The sequence below is a fragment of the Halopseudomonas pelagia CL-AP6 genome, from assembly GCF_000410875.1.
Lineage (GTDB): Bacteria > Pseudomonadota > Gammaproteobacteria > Pseudomonadales > Pseudomonadaceae > Halopseudomonas > Halopseudomonas pelagia.
Genome location: NZ_AROI01000003.1, coordinates 243,184 through 263,423, shown reverse-complemented (window position 1 = coordinate 263,423; position 20,240 = coordinate 243,184). Strand labels below are relative to the sequence as shown.

Genomic DNA, 20,240 nt, shown 5'->3' with positions numbered 1-20,240 from the left:
ACTCATTGTAATGTCCGCAGTTGGTCAAGCAGAAGAGGGTAGGCCAGGCTGGCGCGCTCCGGCAGGGTCAGAACGCCGAGCTCCATGAGTACCTGTTGATGAATCGCAGCAGCAGGGCCAGCGAGCATGACCGGGAGAGGTTGGTGCTGAACCAGTTTGGGTAATTGCCGGCGTAATTGGTGGGCGGATAATGCACGGCCACTGAAAAGCACTATGGCCGCAGCGCTGCAACGCTCGGTTATTAACGACAGCTCGCTTGCCGGCACTTCCCATTCGAGCATCGCATAGCGGATGCCGTCGGCATTCAACATCATGGCCAACAGCCAGAGGCTCGGCTCACAGGGTTGTTCGGACAAATTGACCAGCAGTACCGGCTCTCCGCACAGCTGTTGATTGATTTCGTATAACTGGGTGGCCATGCGGTTGTGTAGCCAGGTATGGCAGAAGACCTCTTCAAGATGGCTACCAAATTGCCCCTGCCAACGTTGATGCAGATGCTGCAGTACGGGTTCTAACAAGTGATGAGCGACCTGCTGGGCACTGAAGGTGCGCATGGCATGGCTGAATATCTGCTCCAGCATGGGCGCATCGAAGGTTAGCAAGGCATCGATAAAGTCCTGTTGCCGCTCATGCCAAAACGAGTCGGCGGTACCTATCAAGGGTTGCGGCGCATGCAGCAGTTCCTTTACCTGGCCGACAGCCACACCACGGCTGAGCCAGGTGAGAATAGCCTGAATCTGCTGCACGTTTTCTTCAGTATAAAGGCGGTGGCCTTTGACGGTTCGGTGTGGGGTGATCAATCCATAGCGGCGTTCCCAGGCACGCAGCGTAACCGCGTTGACCCCGGTCACTCGGGACACCTCCCTGATCGGTAGTAGGGCCTCTGGTGAAGCGCTCATGGCTTCACCGTTAAGGCAGGTGCCAGGCAGTGTGATAGCTGAATGGTTAAACAGCGAGACGGGGGCATAGCAACTCCTTCTTATACAGCTTTTTGTCTCTGTATAAGAATTAGTGTACACCAGTTGCTATTTTGTACAAGTATTTGATCGTTTGGCCGCTCAGCGCCAACCCGTCAGCCACAGACTAGAGTCTTGTAGTGCTCGCCATGGCAGGTGCTGACTGCGCTTGGTGAGCACAGCTTGCAGTTCGACGCTGACCACCAGGTCGTGCTCGTCCAGTTGGCACTCAATAACGATAAAGTGCTTTTCTCGGTTGATTGGCTGGCTGGCAGTCCATTTCGACAGTAGCAGCTTGCGCGGGTTGATCTGGTTCACCGCTTGTCCATTAGCGTGCGTGCGGCTTGCTGGCCGCTCAGCCAGGCGTTTTCTATACGTCCGCCGAGACACCAATCACCGCACACGTACAAGCCTTTCTCAGGAGCAGCGAGGGCTCCCCATTGGCAGGGTTCTGTTGGTCGTGCGTATAGCCAGCGGTGAACATGGAGGAAAGCGGGCTCAGGAATCGGGCCTCCGATGATCTGGTTGAACGCCGCGAGCATCAGCCTGGAGACCTCTGATTTGTCTGTCTCCAGGTGGGCGAGCGCCCATTCGGGAGTAGACTGCAGCACCCAGCTGTCCTGGGTGGAGCGTCCAGGTTTGCTACTATTACGCGAAATCCAGTCCAGCGGCCCGGCTCTGACAAAACAGGCTTCGACAGGCGTATTCAGCGGCGTATGGAAAGCCACTGCTAACGTCCAGCCGGGGTCCATCTGGACCTGCGATACCGTGTGTGCCAGTTGCGGCGCCTGTTCGAGCAGGGGGATGGCCTGGGGCGCCGGGGTGGCGACAATAACGCGCTCGAAGGGCCCATGCACTTGATCCTGGTCATCTATCAAAAGCCAGCCACTCTGGTCGTCCTGCCGCAGACGGCTGATGTGGGTCTGACTGACCAGATTTAACCCTGCCAAAAGTTCACGAGACAGCCCGGTCATGCGCGGGTTGCCGACAAAGCGTTGTAGGTCGTCGCTTGAACTATGTAATCCCTGATCATCGTAGGAATACATCGCCGGGTCCCATTCACTCACCCAGCCCTTATCCAGCCAGTCGCGTAACTCGTGGCGAAAATGCGAATCCCGGGCGGTAAAGTATTGGGCGCCCATATCCAGGTCGCCGAACTCTGTCCGTTTGCTACTCATACGCCCACCACTACCACGGCTTTTGTCGAATAACGTGACCAGTTGACCTTCAGCGGCCAGCGCAGTGCCTGCGCTAATGCCGGCCAAGCCTGCGCCAATGATGGCAATAGAGTGAGTGTGCGTCATATCGGTCTGTGTCCTGGCTGGCCAGCGTTTGGAATACGTCGCTGTATGCTTGTTGGTAATTAGTCTCTATTCTACTTAACTTGTACATTAATTAAAGCTTGTATAGCATCGCGCAATTGTGAACTCTGTGCAATTGACCGTAGAGATTGGCTGCTATGCTAGGCGGCGACACTCATTTCGCTGCATATTCAAGCCTTTTACCTTGGCTGGGCACTTCGTACAGTGATGGCCTATGTGACAAGGGCCTGTAAACAGGGCAACGTGAGCAGACGACGGTAGCGAGCTTTCATTTTTGATTACAAGGAGTTGCCATGCGCGTACTCATAACCGGCGGGACAGGGCTCATTGGCAGCGTACTCTGTGGTCGTTTGTTGGCTGACGGTCATCAGGTCACAGTCTGGAGCCGCTCTCCAGATACAGTCAAGGCACGTTGCGGGGAGGCGGTAACGGCTATTGGCGCGCTTGAGGAAATGGACGGTACCCCGGTTCAGGCGGTCATCAATCTGGCGGGTGAGCCCATCGCGGATAAACCCTGGACAGCCAAGCGCAAGGCCGCTTTATGGGCAAGCCGCGTGACTTTGACCGAACAGTTGGTGGCCTGGATGGGGCAGCAAGTGGTCAAACCGCAAGTGCTGATCAGCGGCTCGGCCGTAGGTTGGTACGGCGACGGCGGGGAAAAACGCATCACTGAAGAAAGTTCGGCACGGGCCGAATATACTCATACGCTCTGTGATGCCTGGGAGTCGGCGGCCAAGCGTGCTGCCGCTCACGGCATTAGAGTGTGCCAGCTACGCACCGGGCTGGTGGTAGCGCCCGGCGGTGGATTTTTGCAGCGGCTGTTATTGCCGTTCAAGCTTGGATTGGGTGGCCCCATAGGCTCAGGCCAACAGTACATGCCCTGGGTACACCTTGATGACATGCTCGGGATTATCTTGTTTTTGCTATATCAGGACCAATGCAAGGGGCCTTTTAATGCGACGGCACCCCACCCGGTCACCAATCGCGAATTTGCCAAAACGCTCGGCAAAATGCTCAAACGACCGGCCTTTATGCCGTTGCCGGGCTTTATCCTGAAGGCGACGTTGGGTGAGATGGCTGGGTTGTTGTTGACCGGTCAGAATGCTGTACCTGACAAGCTGCTGAAGGCCGGGTATGTCTTCCAATTTGAATATCTTGATGCGGCCCTGGCCGCCGTTTTAAAAACCGAGGAGTAATTGATGTCTGATCGTGCGGTCTTGCTTGCCAACCTGGGCTCCCCTGCCAGCCCCGAAGTGGCTGATGTGCGCCGTTATCTCAACCAGTTTCTGATGGACCCTTATGTGATTGATCTGCCTTGGCCCGTTCGCCGGCTATTGGTCGGGCTTATCCTGCTGCTGCGGCCAAAGCAGTCGGCTGCCGCCTATGCGTCGATCTGGTGGGAAGAAGGCTCCCCGCTGGTGGTGATCAGCCGGCGTGTACAGCAGGCGCTGCAAGCCAGGCTGGATATGCCGGTTGAATTGGCCATGCGCTACGGCCAGCCGTCGATTGAAAAGGGTTTACTGGCGCTGGCCGCGCGTCCAGGGGTGAAGGAGGTATTGTTCATGCCACAGTACCCTCAGTTTGCCGACAGCACGGTGACGACTTCAATCGTGGAGGCGCGGCGCGTGGTGGCCGAGCATAAACTCGACATCAAGCTTACGGTTGTGTCTTCGTTTCATGACAAACCCGGTTATATTGATGCGTTGGTGGCCAGTGCCGCGCCCCATCTGGAGCAAGGCTTCGACCATCTGTTATTCAGCTACCACGGACTGCCGGAGCGCCATTTGCGCAAAGCGGACCCCACGGGCTCCCACTGCCTGGCCTATCCCGATTGCTGTGACCGTCCATCACCCGCGCACGCTACCTGCTACCGCGCGCAGTGTGTCTCGGTCACCCGCGCCTTCACCGAGCGTTTGGGTTTGCGCGATGGGCAGTGGTCACTGGCCTTTCAGTCGCGGCTGGGCAAAGACAAATGGATCGAGCCCTACACCGAGGCGAGGATTGACGAACTCGCAGCGCAGGGCGTCAAGCGTTTGCTGGTCATGTGCCCGGCCTTTGTCGCCGACTGCATCGAAACCCTGGAAGAGATCGGCGATCGGGCGCGCGAACTGTTTATTGAAGCCGGTGGCGAAGAGCTGGTGTTGGTGCCTTGCTTGAATGACCATCCGCAATGGATCGACACCCTGGCGCACTGGTGCCAGACCGAGCCGAGCGCGGCCTGAATGCTCAGAGTGGTTGGGGCCCGCGCTTCAGCCACTCGCTTAATACCAAGTGCAGGCCAAGGCCGATCAGCACCGTGCCCATCAGACGATCAAACCAGTGCCCGAGTTTACCAAAGCCTTGGCGTACCCGAGCGTGGCTGAACAACAGCGCTACCAGGCAGAACCAAGCGGCGGTTGCCAGTGCCAGATAGAGGCCGTAAAACGCCTGGATGCCCATCGGGGTGAGCGGGCTGATGATCAGGGTAAACAGCGAAAGAAAGAACAGGGTCGCTTTGGGGTTCAGGCCGTTGGTGATAAATCCGTTGGCGAAGGCTTTGCGCGATGAGAGGGTTGACGCTGCCGGCACATCACTATTGAGTGGCTGGGGTCGTGAACGCAGCGCTTTGACGCCCAGGTAGAACAGATAACCAGCGGCCGCGAGCTTGAGCAGATTGAAAAGCCAGGTGGATTGCGAAACGATCAGGCCAATGCCTAGAAGCGAATAGGCTACATGCACCAGAATTCCACAGCCTACCCCCAGGGCAGTGGTTAGGCCGGCTTGCCGGCCGGCACCGACGCTATTGCGAATGACCACAGCGAAGTCCGGCCCAGGACTCATCACCGCGAGCAAATGTACCAGCGCAACCAAAAGAAATTCGTTCAGGTACATGGACGCCCCCGGTTAAAATCGCCATTCTAGACACTGACCTCTCAGCCAAACAGATACAGTCAGCATGAATAATTCGTCTTCCGTTGTTTTTCTCGACCTGGCCTCCCTGGACAAGGATGACCTGGATACCAGTGCATTGCGCCAACGCTCGGCGGAATTCAAGGCCTACCCCAGTACTGCGCCTGAGCAGGTACAGGAGCGTATTGCCGGTCGTACTGTAGTGATTACCAACAAGGTGGTTATCGATGACGCAGCGATGCAGAGCAACCCTGCGCTGCGGCTGATCCTGGTGGCCGCAACCGGTACCAACAATATCGATTTGGTGGCTGCCGAGCGGCTGGGTATTCAAGTGCGCAATTGCCAGGCCTATGGCACGCCTGCGGTAGCACAGCATACGCTGATGCTGATGTTGGTATTGATCACGCGTTTTGAGTCTTATCGTCAGGCAGTGAAAGACGGAGCCTGGCAACGCAGCAGCCAGTTCTGCCTGTTGGATTATCCCATCGCCGAGCTGGCTGGCAAGACCTTGGGGATTCTTGGTTATGGCGAGCTGGGACAGGCGGTTGGTCGTCTGGCCGAGGCGTTCGGTATGCACGTGATTGCCGGCGCGCTGCCGGGCCGCCCGCATGCGGACCGGCCTGAGCTTGCTGCATTACTGCCTCAGGTGGATGTTCTCAGCCTGCATTGCCCGCTTACGGAGCATACCCGCAATATGCTTGATGCCCAGGCGCTGGCGCTGATGAAACCCGGCAGCCTGCTGATCAATGCTGCCCGCGGCGGCCTGGTAGATGAGCAGGCACTGGTTGATAGTTTGCGTAGCGGGCATCTGGGCGGGGCCGCCTGTGACGTACTGAGCGTTGAGCCCCCGGTGGATGGCAATCCGCTGCTGGCAAACGACATCCCCAACCTGGTAATTACCCCGCATTCTGCATGGGGCAGCCGCGAAGCGAGGCAACGTATTGTCGGCCAACTGGCAGATGGCCTGAGTACCGTTGCCGAGTAAAAGCCGCCGTAAAAGGTCTCAGTCATTAAACGCGCAACTGCGTTTTCAGCAGGGTTGCGCAAGTTCTATCTCACCCTTTTGGATGGTTGCCAACCCGTCTGTAAGACGCTAACGTTTTAGCCATCAAGGCCCTGTCGTAGTGTGTACAGGATGTAAATACACACCGTACGTAGCGTGCGCAGATGTCAGCCATGACATCACCAGCCACACCATCGCGTGCACTTCAAGGGACTGAACGATCATGCACGCAAGGATGCGTTCGACACCATATCGCTGCTATTTCTACCCTGGAATAACCTTGTTCCAGCGGTCGGCTGGGCGACAGCGCGGGGTCAGCCTGCTGGAAGTTATGATCGCCGTGCTGGTACTGGCGGTGGGCGTCCTGGGTGCCGCAACACTGCAACTCAATGCTATTCGCTACAACGCCAGTGCCGGTTACAGCACTCAGGCCAGCCTGATCGCTAGTGATCTGCTGGACCGGATGCGTGCCAACTCAGGGCAGTTGAGCCATTATGCGACTGCTTCGGTGGCGGGGGAGTGCACTGCGAGTTCCGGTGGTTCCAGCATTGTTTTGCGGGATATAGCGGATTTTATCGAGTCGGTCACCTGTCATTTGCCGAGGGGGGCCGGCAGCATTGCGGTCAGCGATAACCGGGTGATCATAACCGTCAGTTGGTCTGAAGCCAGGACCCAGACTGGTGAAGATGATACCCGCTTCGTTACTTCCTCGGTGGTCAGGTGATGATGCGCTGGGTCTGCCATCCATTGCACCCAGCACCGTGGCGGCTGGGTATACGCCCGGCAGGCTTCGGGTTGGTCGAGCTGTTGATCGCATTGGCCCTCGGGCTGGTGCTGGTGCTGGGTGTAGTGCAGGTGTTTCTCGCCAGCAAGCAAACATTCATGGTGCAACGCAGCGCTGCAATCTTGCAGGAGGATGCGCGTTATTTGCTGGGTCGCCTGAGCCGGGAATTGCGCATGCTGAACATGTACGGTTGTTTGGATCTGGCTCGTTTGCCGGCCAGTATCCGCGCTACCGTTCCGGCCGCGTTGGAAACGCCTCTTATATATTCCAGTGACAGCGGCCTGGATACTCTGACCCTGATTACCGCTGTGCCCAACAGCGAGTCCTTTATCGTATCGACCACCCGCCGGCCCGGCGATTATGGCGCCCGCTGGTTGATCGTGAGCAATTGTCGCGACACCGCAGATCTGCGTATCTCCGAAGCGGCTGATCTTGTGGTCAGGCCCGGTGATCTGGTTATTCCTCTGCGTCAGGTCGACTATCGGGTCAATGCTCATGCGCTGCAGATAAGGAATAACGGCGTGGGCAACTATCAGACCCTTCTGGATGGAGTGGCAAGCTTGTCCTTGAGCTTTGGATTGGCCGCCACGGCAGGGCAGCGTCAAGTCAGCGGGGCTTATGTGAATGAAGTGGCTGCCCACCAGGGCGAGCTGATTCGCAGTGTCAAGCTTGAGCTGCAGCTGAGCGACACGCCAGCGAGCCCTGAGCAGGGTAGGGTGCTGGCGCAGAATTTCAAGCAGGTGGTGGCTCTGCGCAACAGGATTGAGTAACCGGGATTGAGTAACAAGGACTGGAGCTGATTATGTGGGCAAGGATATTCGATAAAGAACAAGCAGGATCGGCGCTGATTGTCAGTCTGGTGTTCTTGTTGCTGCTGACCCTGGTGGGCGTGGCTGGCATCACCTCAGCGACTCATCAGGAACGCATGGCCGCCAACGTAAAACTCAAGAACGACAGCTTGCAGGCGGCGGAGGCGGCGCTGCAACTGATCCACCAGCAACTGGCGCAGGCAGTGCAGGAAAACAAACCTATGCCCAATCCTTGTCGCGCAGCCGACTGTGCGATCCCCTCGAGTGTGTTTGATATCGACTCCTTTGGCTCACCCGGTGCAGGTTGGGTGCAGATACCTACTTCTGTGGATACCAACCATATGCAGGTCTGGTATCGCATAACCGCTCTGGGCGAGACGCTGGCGCCGGCTCATACCCTGACGGCCAACCCCCCTTATGAGGGGCCGGGCAATCTCTATCGCATAGTGGTGGTGAGTTACCGAGGCTCAACCCGAACGGTATTGGAGGGTGTCTATGTGCATTACGCCGTCTGATCCGTTCTGCATCGCTGGTGTGGCCAGGGCTTGGCTCTGCGGCGCTGCGCTGGGTATCGCGCTGGCGCTGCCAGCGCAGGCGAGCTTCAACCCGCTCAGTGGGCCGATTCTGGCAGCTTCCGCAGTGGCGCCTAATGTGGTCATGGTGTTTGATAACTCATCGAGCATGGTCGTCAATCGCATCGATGGAGAAACCCGGCTGCAGATCGCCCGTGAGGTGGCCAAGGAGGTTATCAGCAATAACCGCGACGTGCGCTTCGGTCTGTTTAGCTTTCGCGAAACCGAGGGCAATGGCACCAGCCGGAATGCGCCGGGTGGTCAACTGCTGGTCGAAGTGGGGGATATTTCACCTGCAAGCAGTGCCGGAATCGCCCGATTCAATGCGTTAAACCGCCAGCTTGATGCCATCGACCCGAGCCCCCATGCTCCGTCGTACACCTATACGCCCTTGGCGGAAACCTACTATGAAGTGACACGCTACATGCGCGGGATGCGTGCGTTTTACCCGCAGTCTGCCAGCGAGGCGAGCCGCGAGCAGTTTTCCAGCCCGATCGAATACCGCTGCCAGAAGAGCTTTGGTCTGATTCTGACCGATGGTCTGCCCACCTACGACTCCGAATTTCCCAATAATGCAGGGATTGAACCGGATATCGACAATCCCGCAGTACCGGGCTCGGTCAATTTGCCGAACTGGGATGGTGATGACCGGGGCGACAGTACCGGTGGTCCTCTGGGGACGGAGGGGAGCCGCTTCTACCTCAATGACATTGCCCGGTTTGCCTATGATATTGATCTGCGTAATACCGATCGCCCTAGTGTAGATAAGGATGCTGCAGGTGCGGGCTGGGACGACCCGGATTACTCACGGCAGAACATGCGCACTTATACCCTGGGCTTTGCGCTGGATGATGCACGCCTACAGGGGGTGGCCGAGGCGGGTGGTGGGAGTTACTACACCGCGTCTGATCGCGAGCAACTGAATGTGGCACTCACCAGCGTATTGCAGGAGATCAATGCCAAGGCAGGCTCAGGCGGGGGCGGCGTTGCCAGCGGGCCAGAGTTGGTGGCTGGTTCGTGGTTTTACCGTTCTCACTATGACCCGCGTGACTGGAGCGGTGTGCTGGAGGCGCTGAGTCTCGATGCCCAGGGCCGGGCTGACAGCCTGGAGTGGACCAGCGATGTGACGGTCAATGCCAACGCCGCAGCGCGTTATCAGACTTGGCGACTGCCGCAGGGTAATAGCCCGGGCGCAGTCATCAGTCTCGGCACCAATACCTACGCGCGTCTCACCATTGGCCAGCGAGACCTGCTCGATCTGGCTGCCGGTGATCAATCAGGGCAGGCGTTGCTGGATTGGAGTCGTGGCGTGGAGGTGAGCGGCTATCGGTCCCGGACGCGTCTGTTGGGCGACGTGGTGAACTCGTCGCTGGTACTGGCTGATTCAGGAGCCGCGCTGACATCCGGGCGCCATGCTGGTTACGCCGATTATCTTGTGGCCAAGCAGAACCGAATGCGCTCGCTATTGCTGGCCGGCGCCAATGACGGTTTTCTGCATGTGTTGGCAGCCGATACGGGTGAGCATCGTTTGGCTTTTTTACCCGCCAGTGCCCACTCAGCCTTGGGTTCCAGGGCCAGGCTGGATGATCTACACGGCGCTCATGTGTCTGGGGTTGATGGCGCTGTAGTAGTAGCGGATGCACCGTTGAATGGGGTCTGGTCGACTTTGGCGGTCGCGGGTATGGGCGCTGGTGGGCGAGCGTTATTGGCACTGCGGCTATTTGACCAGTCGACGGGTAACGCTGCGCTGGGAGGCTTGTGGGAGATCACACCCGCAAGCAGTGGCTTTGACGAGTTAGGCTTCAGTTACGGTAAACCGGTTATCGCACGGTTAAACGGAGAGTCGGTGGCCATCGTCGGCAACGGCTACGGCGGGGCGTCCGGTCAGCCGGTTCTTTACGTGATCCGCCTCAGCGATGGGCTGTTGATCAGGAGCATTGTGGCGGCTGGAGCGAACTCGGCGTCTGGCAATGGCTTGTCCTCGGTGCAGGTGGTTAACAATAGTCTGGGCGAGGTGATAGCCGCTTATGCGGGTGACTTGCAAGGGCGACTGTGGAAGTTTGACCTTGAGGGCGCGCCCTCGGACTGGCGCGTGGCGCTGAATGGCGCACCGCTGTTTACCACTGGGCTGGCTGAGAACGCAATTCAGCCGATCACGGTGCAACCTGTAGTAGTCGAGCATCCGCAGGGCGGTCGAATGATAGTGTTCGGGACTGGCAAATTGATGGAAGCGGCCGACCGACAGGATACTCGGCTACAAGCGGTCTATGCCGTGTGGGATCGGCCTGGGGGCAGCGGAAATCTGACCGCAGCGACCTTGCAACCGCAGTATATTACCAGTGAGTCGAGCGTCGGTAATCGCCGGGTCAGAACCCTGAGCCAAAATCGAGTGAGCTGGAATGGGCCGCGCAGCGATGGCTGGTATCTGCCGCTGATGTTGGGCACAAACCCCCGGGGTGAGCGGGTGACGCGTAATCTGCTGGTTCGAGGTGGGCGGCTTCTATTCAATACCGCCTTGGTGCAGGACGATGGGGATCCCTGTATCCACACGGGCTCTGGCTGGCTGATGTCGATGGATCTGTTTTCCGGTGGCATGCTGCATGTGGCCACGCTGGACAGCAATGATGACGGCATTGTCGATAGTGCCGATACGCCGGTGGCGGGCGTGAGCATCGAAGGCGGTTTGCCAGGCGATCTGGTGGTGCTCGAACAACCGCGGATCCAGCCTGCTGGCGCAGATGAAGAAGCGAACCCGCTTGATCCTTCTGCTCCCGCCGTATGTGACGCGGCGACAACCTTCTGCCCGTGCGATCCCAAGGTGGATGATTGCCGCTGTCAGCCGGGCGATTCCGCGTGTCGGTTTATCTACTGTGGGCAAGAATACAATGTGGCGGCAACAACCACCTCGGTGGACCGAGTGATCGGCGCGGGCAACTGCCGTTTCAACCGCATTATGTGGCGGCAGTTGATGTGATGGCAGGCAGACAATATCAGAAGAGTAACGGCCGATGAACATGACCAGGCAAGCAGGCTTTACCCTGATAGAGCTTATGCTGGTAGTGGCGGTGGTAGGTATTCTGGCGGCTATTGCTTATCCGTCCTATCAGGAACAGGTAAGGCAGACCCGGCGCGCAGAAGTGGCCGCAGTATTGCTGGAAAATGCCCAGCTGTTGGAGCGCTTTTTTACCCGCCACGGTAGTTACGAAGAGGGTGCCGCTGCGCTGATTAGCCAGAGCCCCGCAGCGGGACAGGCGGTGTTTGTTATTACCTCAACGCTGGAGGTTGATACTTACCTGCTAAATGCGCGTGCGGTGCCGGGAGGCGTTATGGCCGGGGATGCCTGTGCGCAATACAGTCTTAATCAAGTTGGGCAGCGCACGCCAGCGGAGATCAAGTGCTGGCGACGCTGAGGCCGGTATTACTCGCCGAGATGGTCCGCGTTTGCCGCGGCGGGTGTCCCTTTGGGCAATACCAAATTGAGGATGATCGCCACTACGCCGCACAGGCTGATGCCCTGCAGACTGAAACTGTCGTTGCCGATAACCAGGCCGCCAATGCCGAACACCAGGGTCACCGATACGATGCACAGGTTGCGCGCCTGCGACAGGTCGACCTGGTGGCGAATCAGCGTATTCATGCCGACCACTGCAATCGAGCCGAACAGCAGGCAGAGAATCCCGCCCATAACGGGTACCGGCATACTCAGCAGCACGGCACCAAACTTGTCGACAAAGGCCAGGCCAATAGCAAAAAAAGCTGCCCAGATCATCACGTTGGGGTTGAAGTTGCGCGTCAGCATGACGGCGCCGGTGACTTCCGAGTAGGTGGTATTGGGTGGCCCACCGAGACAAGCGGCAGCCGAGGTGGCCAGACCATCGCCTAACAGCGTGCGCTGCAAGCCGGGTTTGCGTATGTAGTCCTTGCCGGTCACCGAACCGATCGCCAGTACGTCACCGATATGTTCAATCGCCGGAGCGATGGCCACAGGGATCATGAACAGTATCGCGGCGAGCTTGAATTCGGGGGTGACGAAGCCCGGTACGGCCATCCACTCGGCCTGATCCACGACGCTGAAGTCAACCACGCCCAGCAGCCAAGACAACCCGTAACCGACCAGTACCCCGGCGAGGATTGGAATCAGGCGGAAAATGCCCTTGGCAAACACCGCGACCAGTATCGTGGTAGCCAGTGCCGACATGGAAATAATGATCGCGGTAGAGTATTCGACCAACTGCACACTGCCGTCGCCGGCTTTTCCCATGGCCATGTTCACCGCGACAGAAGCCAGCCCCAAACCAATGACCATGATCACCGGGCCGACCACCACTGGCGGTAACAGGTGCTGGATAAACCCCGGACCGCGCAGGCGCACAATCAGGCTCAGGAGGATATACATGATCCCGGCCGCCAGCAGGCCGCCGAGTGTGGCAGGCAGCCCCCAGGTCTGGTTGCTGTAAAGAATAGGCGCGATAAAGGCAAAGCTGGATGCGAGAAATACCGGTACCTGACGCTGGGTAGTGAACTGGAAGATCAGCGTGCCGATACCCGCGGTGAACAGCGCCACACTGGGGTCCATGCCGGTGATTAGCGGCATCAGTACCAGCGCGCCAAAGGCGACAAAAAGCATCTGCGAACCGGCTAGCGCCGTGCGCCAGCCAGTGGTTTCCACTCCCTGCATCAGTGAATATCCTTCTGTTTGGTGCCGAAGATCTTGTCACCGGCGTCGCCCAGCCCGGGAATAATATAACCCTGCTCGTTCAGTCGCTCATCCACCGATGCGGTAAAGATCTGTACGTCAGGGTGGAGTTTGTTGACTCGAGCGATACCCTCAGGGGCGGCGACCAATACCAAGGCGCGAATCTCCCGAGCACCCGCGCGCTTGAGCATATCGATGGTGGCGACCATGGAGCCACCGGTAGCCAGCATTGGATCAATGATCAGCGCCATGCGTTGATTCATTTCGCCGACCAGTTTTTCCAGGTAAGTGTCCGCTTCAAGCGTTTCCTCGTTGCGCACCAAACCAATCACACTGACCTTGGCGCTGGGGATCAAGCTTAGAACGCCGTCCAGCATGCCTAAGCCGGCACGTAGAATAGGCACCACCGTGACCTTCTTGCCAGAGAGCTTTTCTACCTCTACCGTGCCGCACCAGCCTTCGATCTGCTGGGATTCGATCGGCATGTCCTGGGTCGCTTCGTAGGTCAACAGCGCAGCGACTTCCTGTGCCAGTTCGCGAAAGTTCTTGGTGCTGATTTCAGCACGGCGCATCAGACCCAGCTTGTGGCGGATCAGCGGGTGGCGTATTTCTTTAACATTCATCGGGAGTGGCTCTCGTGCGGGGCGCATAGATTGGGCATAGCCTAAACTAATGTCAGTTTGCGGTCATCCGTCTTTGGCTCAATTGGCGGGCGGCTTTGCTTGCGTTTGGCGACCAAGATCAGTATTTTGCGCAGCCTTTACTGCGCTTTGCACCCACCGGGAGTCCTGCATGTCCGTCGATCTGGATCACATTCGGAAAATCAAGGCCGAGGCCGATTGCCTGTTTACTGCGGCAGAGATACAAGCTGCCATGGATCGTATGGCGGCCGAGATCAATGCGGCGCTGTCCGAAGCCAATCCGATCGTCTACAGCGTCATGAACGGCGGGCTGGTGATCGCTGGGCAGTTAGTCACGCGCTTGGATTTCCCGATGGAAGTGGGTTATCTGCATGCCACGCGTTACCGCAACAAGCTGTCGGGGGGTGAGCTGTTCTGGAAGGCGCGCGCCGAGCATTCACTGGTGGGCCGTACGGTGCTGATTGTCGATGACATCCTCGATGAAGGTCATACTTTGGCTGCAATCACCGAGTATTGCCGCGACGCCGGAGCCAGTCAGGTATTGACCGCAGTGCTGCTCGACAAGCAACACGATCGCAAGGCCTATGTGGGTATGCGTGCGGACTTTACCGGACTGCAGGTGGTGGATCGCTATATCTTTGGCTTTGGTCTGGATTACAAAGGCTATTGGCGCAATGCCAATGGTATTTTTGCCATACCTGAGGCCTGACGCGGACGGCGGCGTATTCGCCTCAACTCACCGTTGAGGCGTCGGTCACGGCATCCCTGGCCAGTTGCTGACGAATTAGCTCGGCGGCCCGGTCCGGGCTGGCCACGTAGTGCCGGCGTCCTGGTAGCGCACCTACGCCGGCTCGTTTGAGCTTCAGGCGTACCGAGGCATTTACCCCGATCAGGTAGATCCGGATTCCCCGCCGGTCCAGGTCCTTCAGGGCTTTTTCAAATATCACCAGTGCGCTCATATCCATGCTTGGCACTGCCTGCATATCGATCGCCAGGAAGGCGATGTCTTCGTCATAGCGGCTCATGGCACTCAAGGCCTTGTCTGCGGCGGCGAAAAACAATGGGCCGTTGATCTGGTACAAGGCGACGCTATCGGGCAGCGTTGACAGGGCCAGATGCTGATGCCGGGGCATTTTGGCGCCCTGGCTCAAGTCGACCATGCGTTTAATAAACATCACCGAGGCCAACAGCAGGCCCACCCCGACCGCCAGAACCATATCGAAGAGTACCGTCAGCACCAGGCAGATCAGCAGCACCCAGACATCCTGACGCGGTCCGATGCGCAGCATATGTAGCACGTGAGGGACCTCGCTCATATTCCAGGCAACGATCAGCAGCATGGCGGCCAGCGACGCCATTGGCAGATAGGCGAACAAGTCCGCCAGCAGGACCACGGCGAGCAGAATGACCAGTGCGTGGAAGACCCCAGCCATGGGTGTGCGAGCGCCTGAACGCACGCTGGTCGCCGTCCGGGCAATGGCTGCTGTAGCGGTAATACCGCCAAAGAAGGGCACGACCATATTGCCCAGTCCTTGGCCCATCAGCTCGGCGTTAGGGTCATGGCGGGTATTGGCCATGCCGTCGGCGACCAGCGCACAGAGCAGTGATTCGATGGCGCCGAGCATGGCTACTGCCAGAGCAAACGGCAACAGCTCGCGCAACAGGTTGAAGTTCACCTGCAAAGGCGTGCCGTCGGCGCCGGGCAAGGTCCAGGGCAATAGCCACTGCGGCGCAAAGGGTGGAATGCCGGCGTGCGTTATGCCGTCTAGCTCGTAGCTGAAACGTGAGCCCAGAGTACTGACCTGTAGGTCTAACTGCAGTAAAAAGGCGGCCAGCAGGCTGCCCGCAAGCAAGGCCACCAAATGACCCGGCACGCGTCGAGTCAGATACGGCCAGCCGATTAGAATCAGCAGCGTAGCCAGACCGACCAGCGTGTCGCCAAGCTGAATGCTCGGTACAGCTGAGGCGAGCGCCTGCAGCTGGTCCAGATAGCTCTCGTGCTGGCCGACATTCTGCAGGCCGAAAAAATCCTTGATTTGTAACGTGGCTATCACAATGCCGATACCCGCGGTAAAGCCCATTACCACCGGGTAAGGCACGAACTGGATCAGATTACCCATACGAGCAAGACCCAATGCCAGCAGAATAACCCCCGACATGCCGGTCACCAGCAGCAGCCCGCCCAGCCCATAGCTCTGGGTGATGGGCAGCAGGATGACGACAAAAGCGGCGGTCGGCCCAGATATGTTGAAGCGTGAACCGCCGGCCAGGGCGATGATCAAACCGCCGATAATGCCGGTATATAGCCCATGCTGGGGCGCTACGCCAATGGCAATCGCCAGCGCCATGGCCAACGGAATGGCAATGATGCCGACAGTGATGCCGGCCAGTAGGTCACCGCGCAGCGTGCTCAGGCTGTAACCCTCCCTGAAGCTGTCGCGCAGGGCGGTAAACAGCGGCAATTTGAACGAGAAGGGTCTGGCCATGGATGTCCCGGATTGACAAGGTTCGGCAGGAGTGCCACAACAGATCTTTGTCTGTTTCAGGGGAAGTGCATGTTGATCGGTTCCAGACTACTTCTTAGCATACTCCTGGTGCTGCTGTGTAGCGCACCAATGGCTAATACGCTCGGCCTGCCGCATGACCAGTACATGCCGGATGACCTCTATGCGGCACGCCGTGACAAGCCCGATCAGATGCTCTTTGAGGTGGACAACTATCGCGTCACCCTCGGTACCGAGTATCGGCCCAATGCCTTACCTGCGCCGCAGTCTTCAGGTGTCTGGGTGTTCCTCGAAGGTCGTAGCTTGATCGCCGGTAGCCCGGTGCGCCAGGCCCGGATCGCTTTTGTCGAAGCTGGGAGCAAGACGCGTCCAGCCAGGCTCGAGAGTAAAACCCAAACGCTGCATATCGAGTATCCGTTAGCCCACCTGGAAGTCTTGATGCGCCTGCTTGAGCGCAACAGTCCGGCTTTTGTTCAGGCGCGATTTTATGGCAATGGGACGATTTGGGCGGATGTGCACGGCGGCGACTAGTGAGTACGCAGTGGCCTGGGTACAATGCGCACTTTGTCATCTGCTGAGTTGGGGGTAAGGGTGCGTAAAGATAAAGAAAAGGTCATTGGCGAGTCGATGACCGATGAGCAGGTAGCCGCTTTCCTTCAGGCGCGACCCTATGCCGGAGAATCGCTTGAACAGCACATTCTGACGCGCGCCTATCGGGGCTTGCGCGTGCAGGATTTCGAGCGCTTCTTAGCGATGTTCAAGGCGCAAGGGTTTGATCTGGATGCGGCAGACGCTCAGGGCAATACGTTTTTGCACAGAATCAGCGCCCATGCTCAGGCGCAGGCCTATGTCGAGGCGCTCAAGGCCGCTGGCGCTAAAAGCTGATCAACCGCTGAATGGCGCTTGGTTGACCTGTGGGCGCCTGAAGATCTGCCCGTGCATCACGGGGCAGGGGCCGGCCTAGCCAATGCGGATTGAGTTCAGTCACCTGCACCCAATGCCCGGTATCGGGTGATTGGTCCAGCGCCCACAGGGCCAGGCAGTTGTCGTGTGCATCGAGTTGGGCGAAATAGTGCGCCGGGGATGCTTGGCGTTTGAAAAGTCTTGAGATGAGCATAGCTGTCCTCCAACGGAGGCTTAAGTATGCTTGTGCAGTATGTCAGTAATATGATGCTTTGCGCCTCAGCGTTCAGGCTGGAACCAGCGTATGCTGAGCGGGTCCAAGCTGCCATTATGGGCACTATTTCGTGGTAGTTTCATTGATCATTTTTCAGGAGAGTTGAATATGCTTAATCGTCTGGCAATGCTGGTCGTTGCCGGGGCCGCCTTGGTCCTGGTTGGCTGTGCGCACAGCCCGCAACAGCTCAATGTGCAGCCTCAGGTTCAGGTCCCGCTCAATCCAGTGGCAAGTGCGCAGCCAGTGGTGGTAGTGGTTCAGGATACGCGTCAATCCAAGGTGCTGGGGACGCGCGGTGGCATGTACCCGAACTCGAGTAACATCACCATCAGCGATCAGGCGCTGCCACAGATCAAGCAGCAGGTTGAACAATCATTGCGTCAGTTGGGTTTTAATGTGGTTGCCGAGGGCACGCCCAATGCCAATCGCCTGACTGTCAGCCTTGCCGAGTTGCGATATCAGTCGCCGACGTCCACTACCTATGTGACTGAGGCGGATATCGGTGCCACTTTTGCAGCTGAAGCGCGCGGGATGAACAAGCAGTATCAGGGCCGCTATGGCGCATCGGCCAACCACCGCTTTGGCTACGCGCCCAATCAGGCGACCAATACCCGCCTGGTGACTGAGGTGATGAGTGATGCACTGACGCGTGTGTTCAGAGACCCCGAGATCGTTCGCGTATTACAGCAGTAAGTACTGCAGGTAAGTCTAAAAAGCCCGATCGGCACAAGCCGATCGGGCTTTTTAGTATCAGGTGGCGGGTTTTTCTACGGGTACGTCATGCAGCATCTCGTCGTGCTCAGCCATGTTCCAGGGCAGGCTGCCGGGAGATATATGCAGGAAGTGCAAGTACTTTTCAAAGTGGTCGAGAATATCGCCGATCAACTCCTGCGGATCATAGCCATAGACATCGTAAGTCTGGCCACCACGGCGCAGGAATACCTCCGCGCGGTAGTAGAACTCCTCGGCGTCACCGGGGCGACTCATTTCTGGAAAGGCGAAGCTAGGCCGGGCGTACTCACGCATGCGGATCTCGTAGATAAAGTCCGCCTCGCCCTCCTTGATAATCTCGATATAAACGCGGCCATGCTCGGCATCGGCTTGTACGTCCGCCGTCCAGCCCTGCTCGACCATATTCTGTTGCAGGCCTTGCATAGCCTCCAGCGCAACGCCGTTGATGAATGCCTCCACCTGGGTCTTGTCTGGAAAGTTGACGATCCCGGCAAGGCGTTTCTTCCAGGCCGTGGTCGGGTTACCGGTATTGTGCCGGGTGCCCTGCATGGGGTGCAGCAGGCTCTGATCGCGGTGGCCCTCTATGACCAATGCGCGCCACATACCAATCGCGGCAACGATCATGATGATCGAGAAAGGCAGGGCACTGGCAATGGTCATGGTTTGCAGTGCGCTGAGACCGCCAGCCAGGAGTAGAACCGACGCCACGACCCCTTCAAGTATCGCCCAGAACGCGCGCTGCCAGGCAGGTGTCTGCATCGCCCCGCCGGAGGCCAGCGAGTCAATCACCAGCGACCCTGAGTCGGAGGAGGTGACAAAGAAGGTGATGATCAGAATGACCGTGATAAACGACACTATCGAGGTCAGCGGTAAACGTTCATAGAGTTTGAACAGGGCGATAGCGGTATCGTTCTGCACTTCGGTGATCAGCGAGGTGTAGCCCTCGTTCATGATCAGATGCAGAGCGGTATCGCCAAAGATCGAGAACCACAGGAAGGTGAAGATGGTGGGTACCAGCATCACACCCATGACGAACTGGCGGATGGTGCGGCCGCGGCTGATCTTGGCGATGAACAGACCGACAAAGGGTGCCCAGGCGATGGTCCAGCCAAAAATGAACAGCGTCCAGTTGCCGATCCAGTCACCGCGGCTATAGGCCTGCAAGTTGAAGGTGCGCTCGACAATATTGTTCAGATAGCTGCCGGTATTCTGCAGGAACGTCTCCAGAATCATGATCGACGGCCCTACCGCGAAGACAAAGATCATCAATGCTACGGCCAGGGCCATGTTGAGGATCGACAGGTTCTTCACGCCCTTGTCCAGCCCCGCCACGACAGAGATCAGCGCTAAGGAGGTAATCACCGCGATAGCGATGATTTGCACCGTCACATTCACCGGAATACTGGGCCACAAGTAATTCAAGCCAGCGTTGATTTGTGACACCGAGAGCCCGAGCGTGGTGGCGATGCCGAACAGGGTGCCGAGGATCGCAAACACATCCACGGTATGACCTATGGGGCCGTAGATACGATCACCAATCAGCGGATACAGCGCGGAACGCATCGACAGCGGCAAGCCATGCCGAAAGGAGAAATACGCCAGGACCAGCCCGACCAGCCCGTAAATGGCCCAGATGTGGAAACCCCAGTGGAAGAACGCAATCTGCATCGCCTGCTTGGCCGCATCGACGGTCTCAGCGGCACCTGCTGGCGGGGCTGCATAGTGCAGCACTGGCTCGGCCACGCCGAAGAACAGCAATGCGATCCCGTAACCAGCTGAAAACAGCATGGCAAACCAGGCGGGGAAACTGTATTGCGGTTCCGAGTGATCAGGCCCAAGTTTTATGCTGCCCCATTTGCTAAAGGCGATCATGACAATGAAATCAGGAACATCGCCACTGCCAGCATATAAAACCAGCCGAAGGTGGTGGTGATATAGGCCAGCGTGCTGCTGAACGCCTTGCCTGCCAGTTCCGGGTTGCTAATGGTGCCTATCACCAGCAGCAGTGTGATGATCACCGCTGGGGCGAATACCGGGATCAGTATCGTGTTGTTCCAGAGGCGTTTCTTTGCAGTGGTGTTGTCAGCCGTCGTGTGGTCAGACATGGTGCCGTCCTTTTAGCTGTTTGGCAGAGTAGCGGCGCTGGGCTGGGAGT

20 protein-coding genes and 1 pseudogene are annotated in these 20,240 nt (G+C 58.0%); 12 read left to right on the top strand and 9 right to left on the bottom strand.

The features are described 5' to 3' along the window. Window positions 1–2: 2 nt before the first annotated feature. The 3 genes from K787_RS21965 to K787_RS0102565 all read right to left on the bottom strand — a co-directional run bounded on the left by K787_RS21965 (window position 3) and on the right by K787_RS0102565 (window position 2,260). Window positions 3–899 (bottom strand): MerR family transcriptional regulator, encoded by an 897-nt coding sequence (locus K787_RS21965; protein ID WP_022961224.1) that lies wholly within the window; start codon window positions 897–899, stop codon window positions 3–5. Window positions 900–1,058: 159 nt separating this feature from the next. After that, a complete protein-coding gene (locus K787_RS0102570) occupies window positions 1,059–1,274 on the bottom strand; it encodes a TIGR02450 family Trp-rich protein (protein ID WP_022961223.1) in 216 nt (71 codons plus the stop codon). After that, complete coding sequence (locus K787_RS0102565; RefSeq protein WP_022961222.1) at window positions 1,271–2,260, bottom strand: NAD(P)/FAD-dependent oxidoreductase; 990 nt, start codon at window positions 2,258–2,260, stop codon at window positions 1,271–1,273. Before K787_RS0102565 ends, K787_RS0102570 begins: the two co-directional genes overlap by 4 nt. Window positions 2,261–2,571: 311 nt before the next feature. On the opposite strand from K787_RS0102565, the gene K787_RS0102560 reads away from it, so the two are divergent. Both K787_RS0102560 and hemH read left to right on the top strand, forming a co-directional pair. Beyond that, window positions 2,572–3,474 carry a TIGR01777 family oxidoreductase gene (locus K787_RS0102560; protein WP_022961221.1) on the top strand — a complete coding sequence of 301 codons (903 nt, stop codon included), beginning with the start codon at window positions 2,572–2,574 and terminating at the stop codon, window positions 3,472–3,474. A 3-nt stretch (window positions 3,475–3,477) separates the two neighbouring features. Continuing rightward, window positions 3,478–4,500 (top strand): ferrochelatase, encoded by a 1,023-nt coding sequence (gene hemH / locus K787_RS0102555; RefSeq protein WP_022961220.1) that lies wholly within the window; start codon window positions 3,478–3,480, stop codon window positions 4,498–4,500. A gap of 4 nt (window positions 4,501–4,504) precedes the next feature. Here hemH and K787_RS0102550 read toward each other — a convergent pair whose 3' ends face one another. Then, window positions 4,505–5,149, bottom strand: coding sequence for a LysE family transporter (locus tag K787_RS0102550; protein ID WP_022961219.1), 645 nt, complete (start codon window positions 5,147–5,149; stop codon window positions 4,505–4,507). 64 nt (window positions 5,150–5,213) lie between these two features. Between K787_RS0102550 and K787_RS0102545 the strand changes: the two genes are divergently transcribed. The 6 genes from K787_RS0102545 to K787_RS0102520 all read left to right on the top strand — a co-directional run bounded on the left by K787_RS0102545 (window position 5,214) and on the right by K787_RS0102520 (window position 11,745). Next, window positions 5,214–6,152 (top strand): 2-hydroxyacid dehydrogenase, encoded by a 939-nt coding sequence (locus K787_RS0102545; RefSeq protein ID WP_022961218.1) that lies wholly within the window; start codon window positions 5,214–5,216, stop codon window positions 6,150–6,152. 298 nt (window positions 6,153–6,450) lie between these two features. After that, the gene (gene pilV / locus K787_RS0102540) at window positions 6,451–6,894 is read left to right on the top strand and encodes a type IV pilus modification protein PilV (protein ID WP_022961217.1); all 444 of its coding nucleotides are present in this window, start codon (window positions 6,451–6,453) and stop codon (window positions 6,892–6,894) included. Then, complete coding sequence (locus K787_RS21960; protein WP_022961216.1) at window positions 6,894–7,724, top strand: PilW family protein; 831 nt, start codon at window positions 6,894–6,896, stop codon at window positions 7,722–7,724. Before pilV ends, K787_RS21960 begins: the two co-directional genes overlap by 1 nt. 32 nt (window positions 7,725–7,756) lie before the next feature. Then, complete coding sequence (locus K787_RS0102530) at window positions 7,757–8,278, top strand: pilus assembly PilX family protein (protein ID WP_022961215.1); 522 nt, start codon at window positions 7,757–7,759, stop codon at window positions 8,276–8,278. Then, window positions 8,259–11,309, top strand: coding sequence for a PilC/PilY family type IV pilus protein (locus K787_RS21955; RefSeq protein WP_022961214.1), 3,051 nt, complete (start codon window positions 8,259–8,261; stop codon window positions 11,307–11,309). The genes K787_RS0102530 and K787_RS21955 overlap by 20 nt, the downstream gene beginning before the upstream one ends. 40 nt (window positions 11,310–11,349) lie before the next feature. Then, window positions 11,350–11,745 (top strand): type IV pilin protein, encoded by a 396-nt coding sequence (locus K787_RS0102520; RefSeq protein WP_040640750.1) that lies wholly within the window; start codon window positions 11,350–11,352, stop codon window positions 11,743–11,745. An 8-nt stretch (window positions 11,746–11,753) separates the two neighbouring features. Here the strand turns inward: K787_RS0102520 and K787_RS21950 are convergent, their stop codons facing one another. Next, entirely contained in the window at window positions 11,754–13,013 is a 1,260-nt protein-coding gene (locus K787_RS21950; protein ID WP_022961212.1) for a uracil-xanthine permease family protein, read from the bottom strand. Next, the gene (upp, locus tag K787_RS0102510; RefSeq protein WP_022961211.1) at window positions 13,013–13,654 is read right to left on the bottom strand and encodes a uracil phosphoribosyltransferase; all 642 of its coding nucleotides are present in this window, start codon (window positions 13,652–13,654) and stop codon (window positions 13,013–13,015) included. The genes K787_RS21950 and upp overlap by 1 nt, the downstream gene beginning before the upstream one ends. 169 nt (window positions 13,655–13,823) lie before the next feature. On the opposite strand from upp, the gene K787_RS0102505 reads away from it, so the two are divergent. Then, the gene (locus tag K787_RS0102505; RefSeq protein WP_022961210.1) at window positions 13,824–14,381 is read left to right on the top strand and encodes a hypoxanthine-guanine phosphoribosyltransferase; all 558 of its coding nucleotides are present in this window, start codon (window positions 13,824–13,826) and stop codon (window positions 14,379–14,381) included. A gap of 22 nt (window positions 14,382–14,403) precedes the next feature. Here K787_RS0102505 and dauA read toward each other — a convergent pair whose 3' ends face one another. Then, entirely contained in the window at window positions 14,404–16,158 is a 1,755-nt protein-coding gene (dauA, locus tag K787_RS21945) for a C4-dicarboxylic acid transporter DauA (protein ID WP_022961209.1), read from the bottom strand. A 69-nt stretch (window positions 16,159–16,227) separates the two neighbouring features. On the opposite strand from dauA, the gene K787_RS0102495 reads away from it, so the two are divergent. Further along, window positions 16,228–16,707: a hypothetical protein gene (locus K787_RS0102495; protein WP_022961208.1), complete on the top strand. Its 480-nt coding sequence runs from the start codon at window positions 16,228–16,230 to the stop codon at window positions 16,705–16,707. A 60-nt stretch (window positions 16,708–16,767) separates the two neighbouring features. Continuing rightward, the gene (locus K787_RS0102490; RefSeq protein WP_022961207.1) at window positions 16,768–17,061 is read left to right on the top strand and encodes a PA4642 family protein; all 294 of its coding nucleotides are present in this window, start codon (window positions 16,768–16,770) and stop codon (window positions 17,059–17,061) included. Here the strand turns inward: K787_RS0102490 and K787_RS21940 are convergent. Further along, entirely contained in the window at window positions 17,051–17,293 is a 243-nt protein-coding gene (locus K787_RS21940) for a hypothetical protein (RefSeq protein ID WP_022961206.1), read from the bottom strand. The genes K787_RS0102490 and K787_RS21940 overlap by 11 nt on opposite strands. 168 nt (window positions 17,294–17,461) lie before the next feature. Between K787_RS21940 and K787_RS0102475 the strand changes: the two genes are divergently transcribed. Further along, window positions 17,462–18,046, top strand: coding sequence for a YajG family lipoprotein (locus K787_RS0102475; protein WP_028614518.1), 585 nt, complete (start codon window positions 17,462–17,464; stop codon window positions 18,044–18,046). Window positions 18,047–18,103: 57 nt separating this feature from the next. Here the strand turns inward: K787_RS0102475 and K787_RS21935 are convergent. Continuing rightward, a pseudogene (locus tag K787_RS21935) lies at window positions 18,104–20,190 on the bottom strand (BCCT family transporter). Window positions 20,191–20,240: the final 50 nt, after the last annotated feature.

Excerpts from the sequence above, each read along its gene's own strand:
- K787_RS0102545 (WP_022961218.1), top strand. The coding sequence starts at position 5,214 with ATGAATAATTCGTCTTCCGTTGTTTTTCTCGACCTGGCCTCCCTGGAC.
- K787_RS0102560 (WP_022961221.1), top strand. The coding sequence starts at position 2,572 with ATGCGCGTACTCATAACCGGCGGGACAGGGCTCATTGGCAGCGTACTC.
- upp (WP_022961211.1), bottom strand. The coding sequence starts at position 13,654 with ATGAATGTTAAAGAAATACGCCACCCGCTGATCCGCCACAAGCTGGGT.
- hemH (WP_022961220.1), top strand. The coding sequence starts at position 3,478 with ATGTCTGATCGTGCGGTCTTGCTTGCCAACCTGGGCTCCCCTGCCAGC.
- K787_RS0102550 (WP_022961219.1), bottom strand. The coding sequence starts at position 5,149 with ATGTACCTGAACGAATTTCTTTTGGTTGCGCTGGTACATTTGCTCGCG.
- K787_RS21965 (WP_022961224.1), bottom strand. The coding sequence starts at position 899 with ATGAGCGCTTCACCAGAGGCCCTACTACCGATCAGGGAGGTGTCCCGA.
- K787_RS21960 (WP_022961216.1), top strand. The coding sequence starts at position 6,894 with ATGATGCGCTGGGTCTGCCATCCATTGCACCCAGCACCGTGGCGGCTG.
- K787_RS21955 (WP_022961214.1), top strand. The coding sequence starts at position 8,259 with ATGTGCATTACGCCGTCTGATCCGTTCTGCATCGCTGGTGTGGCCAGG.
- K787_RS0102530 (WP_022961215.1), top strand. The coding sequence starts at position 7,757 with ATGTGGGCAAGGATATTCGATAAAGAACAAGCAGGATCGGCGCTGATT.
- K787_RS0102565 (WP_022961222.1), bottom strand. The coding sequence starts at position 2,260 with ATGACGCACACTCACTCTATTGCCATCATTGGCGCAGGCTTGGCCGGC.
- K787_RS0102495 (WP_022961208.1), top strand. The coding sequence starts at position 16,228 with ATGTTGATCGGTTCCAGACTACTTCTTAGCATACTCCTGGTGCTGCTG.
- K787_RS21940 (WP_022961206.1), bottom strand. The coding sequence starts at position 17,293 with ATGCTCATCTCAAGACTTTTCAAACGCCAAGCATCCCCGGCGCACTAT.
- K787_RS0102475 (WP_028614518.1), top strand. The coding sequence starts at position 17,462 with ATGCTTAATCGTCTGGCAATGCTGGTCGTTGCCGGGGCCGCCTTGGTC.
- K787_RS0102520 (WP_040640750.1), top strand. The coding sequence starts at position 11,350 with ATGACCAGGCAAGCAGGCTTTACCCTGATAGAGCTTATGCTGGTAGTG.
- dauA (WP_022961209.1), bottom strand. The coding sequence starts at position 16,158 with ATGGCCAGACCCTTCTCGTTCAAATTGCCGCTGTTTACCGCCCTGCGC.
- K787_RS0102505 (WP_022961210.1), top strand. The coding sequence starts at position 13,824 with ATGTCCGTCGATCTGGATCACATTCGGAAAATCAAGGCCGAGGCCGAT.
- K787_RS21950 (WP_022961212.1), bottom strand. The coding sequence starts at position 13,013 with ATGCAGGGAGTGGAAACCACTGGCTGGCGCACGGCGCTAGCCGGTTCG.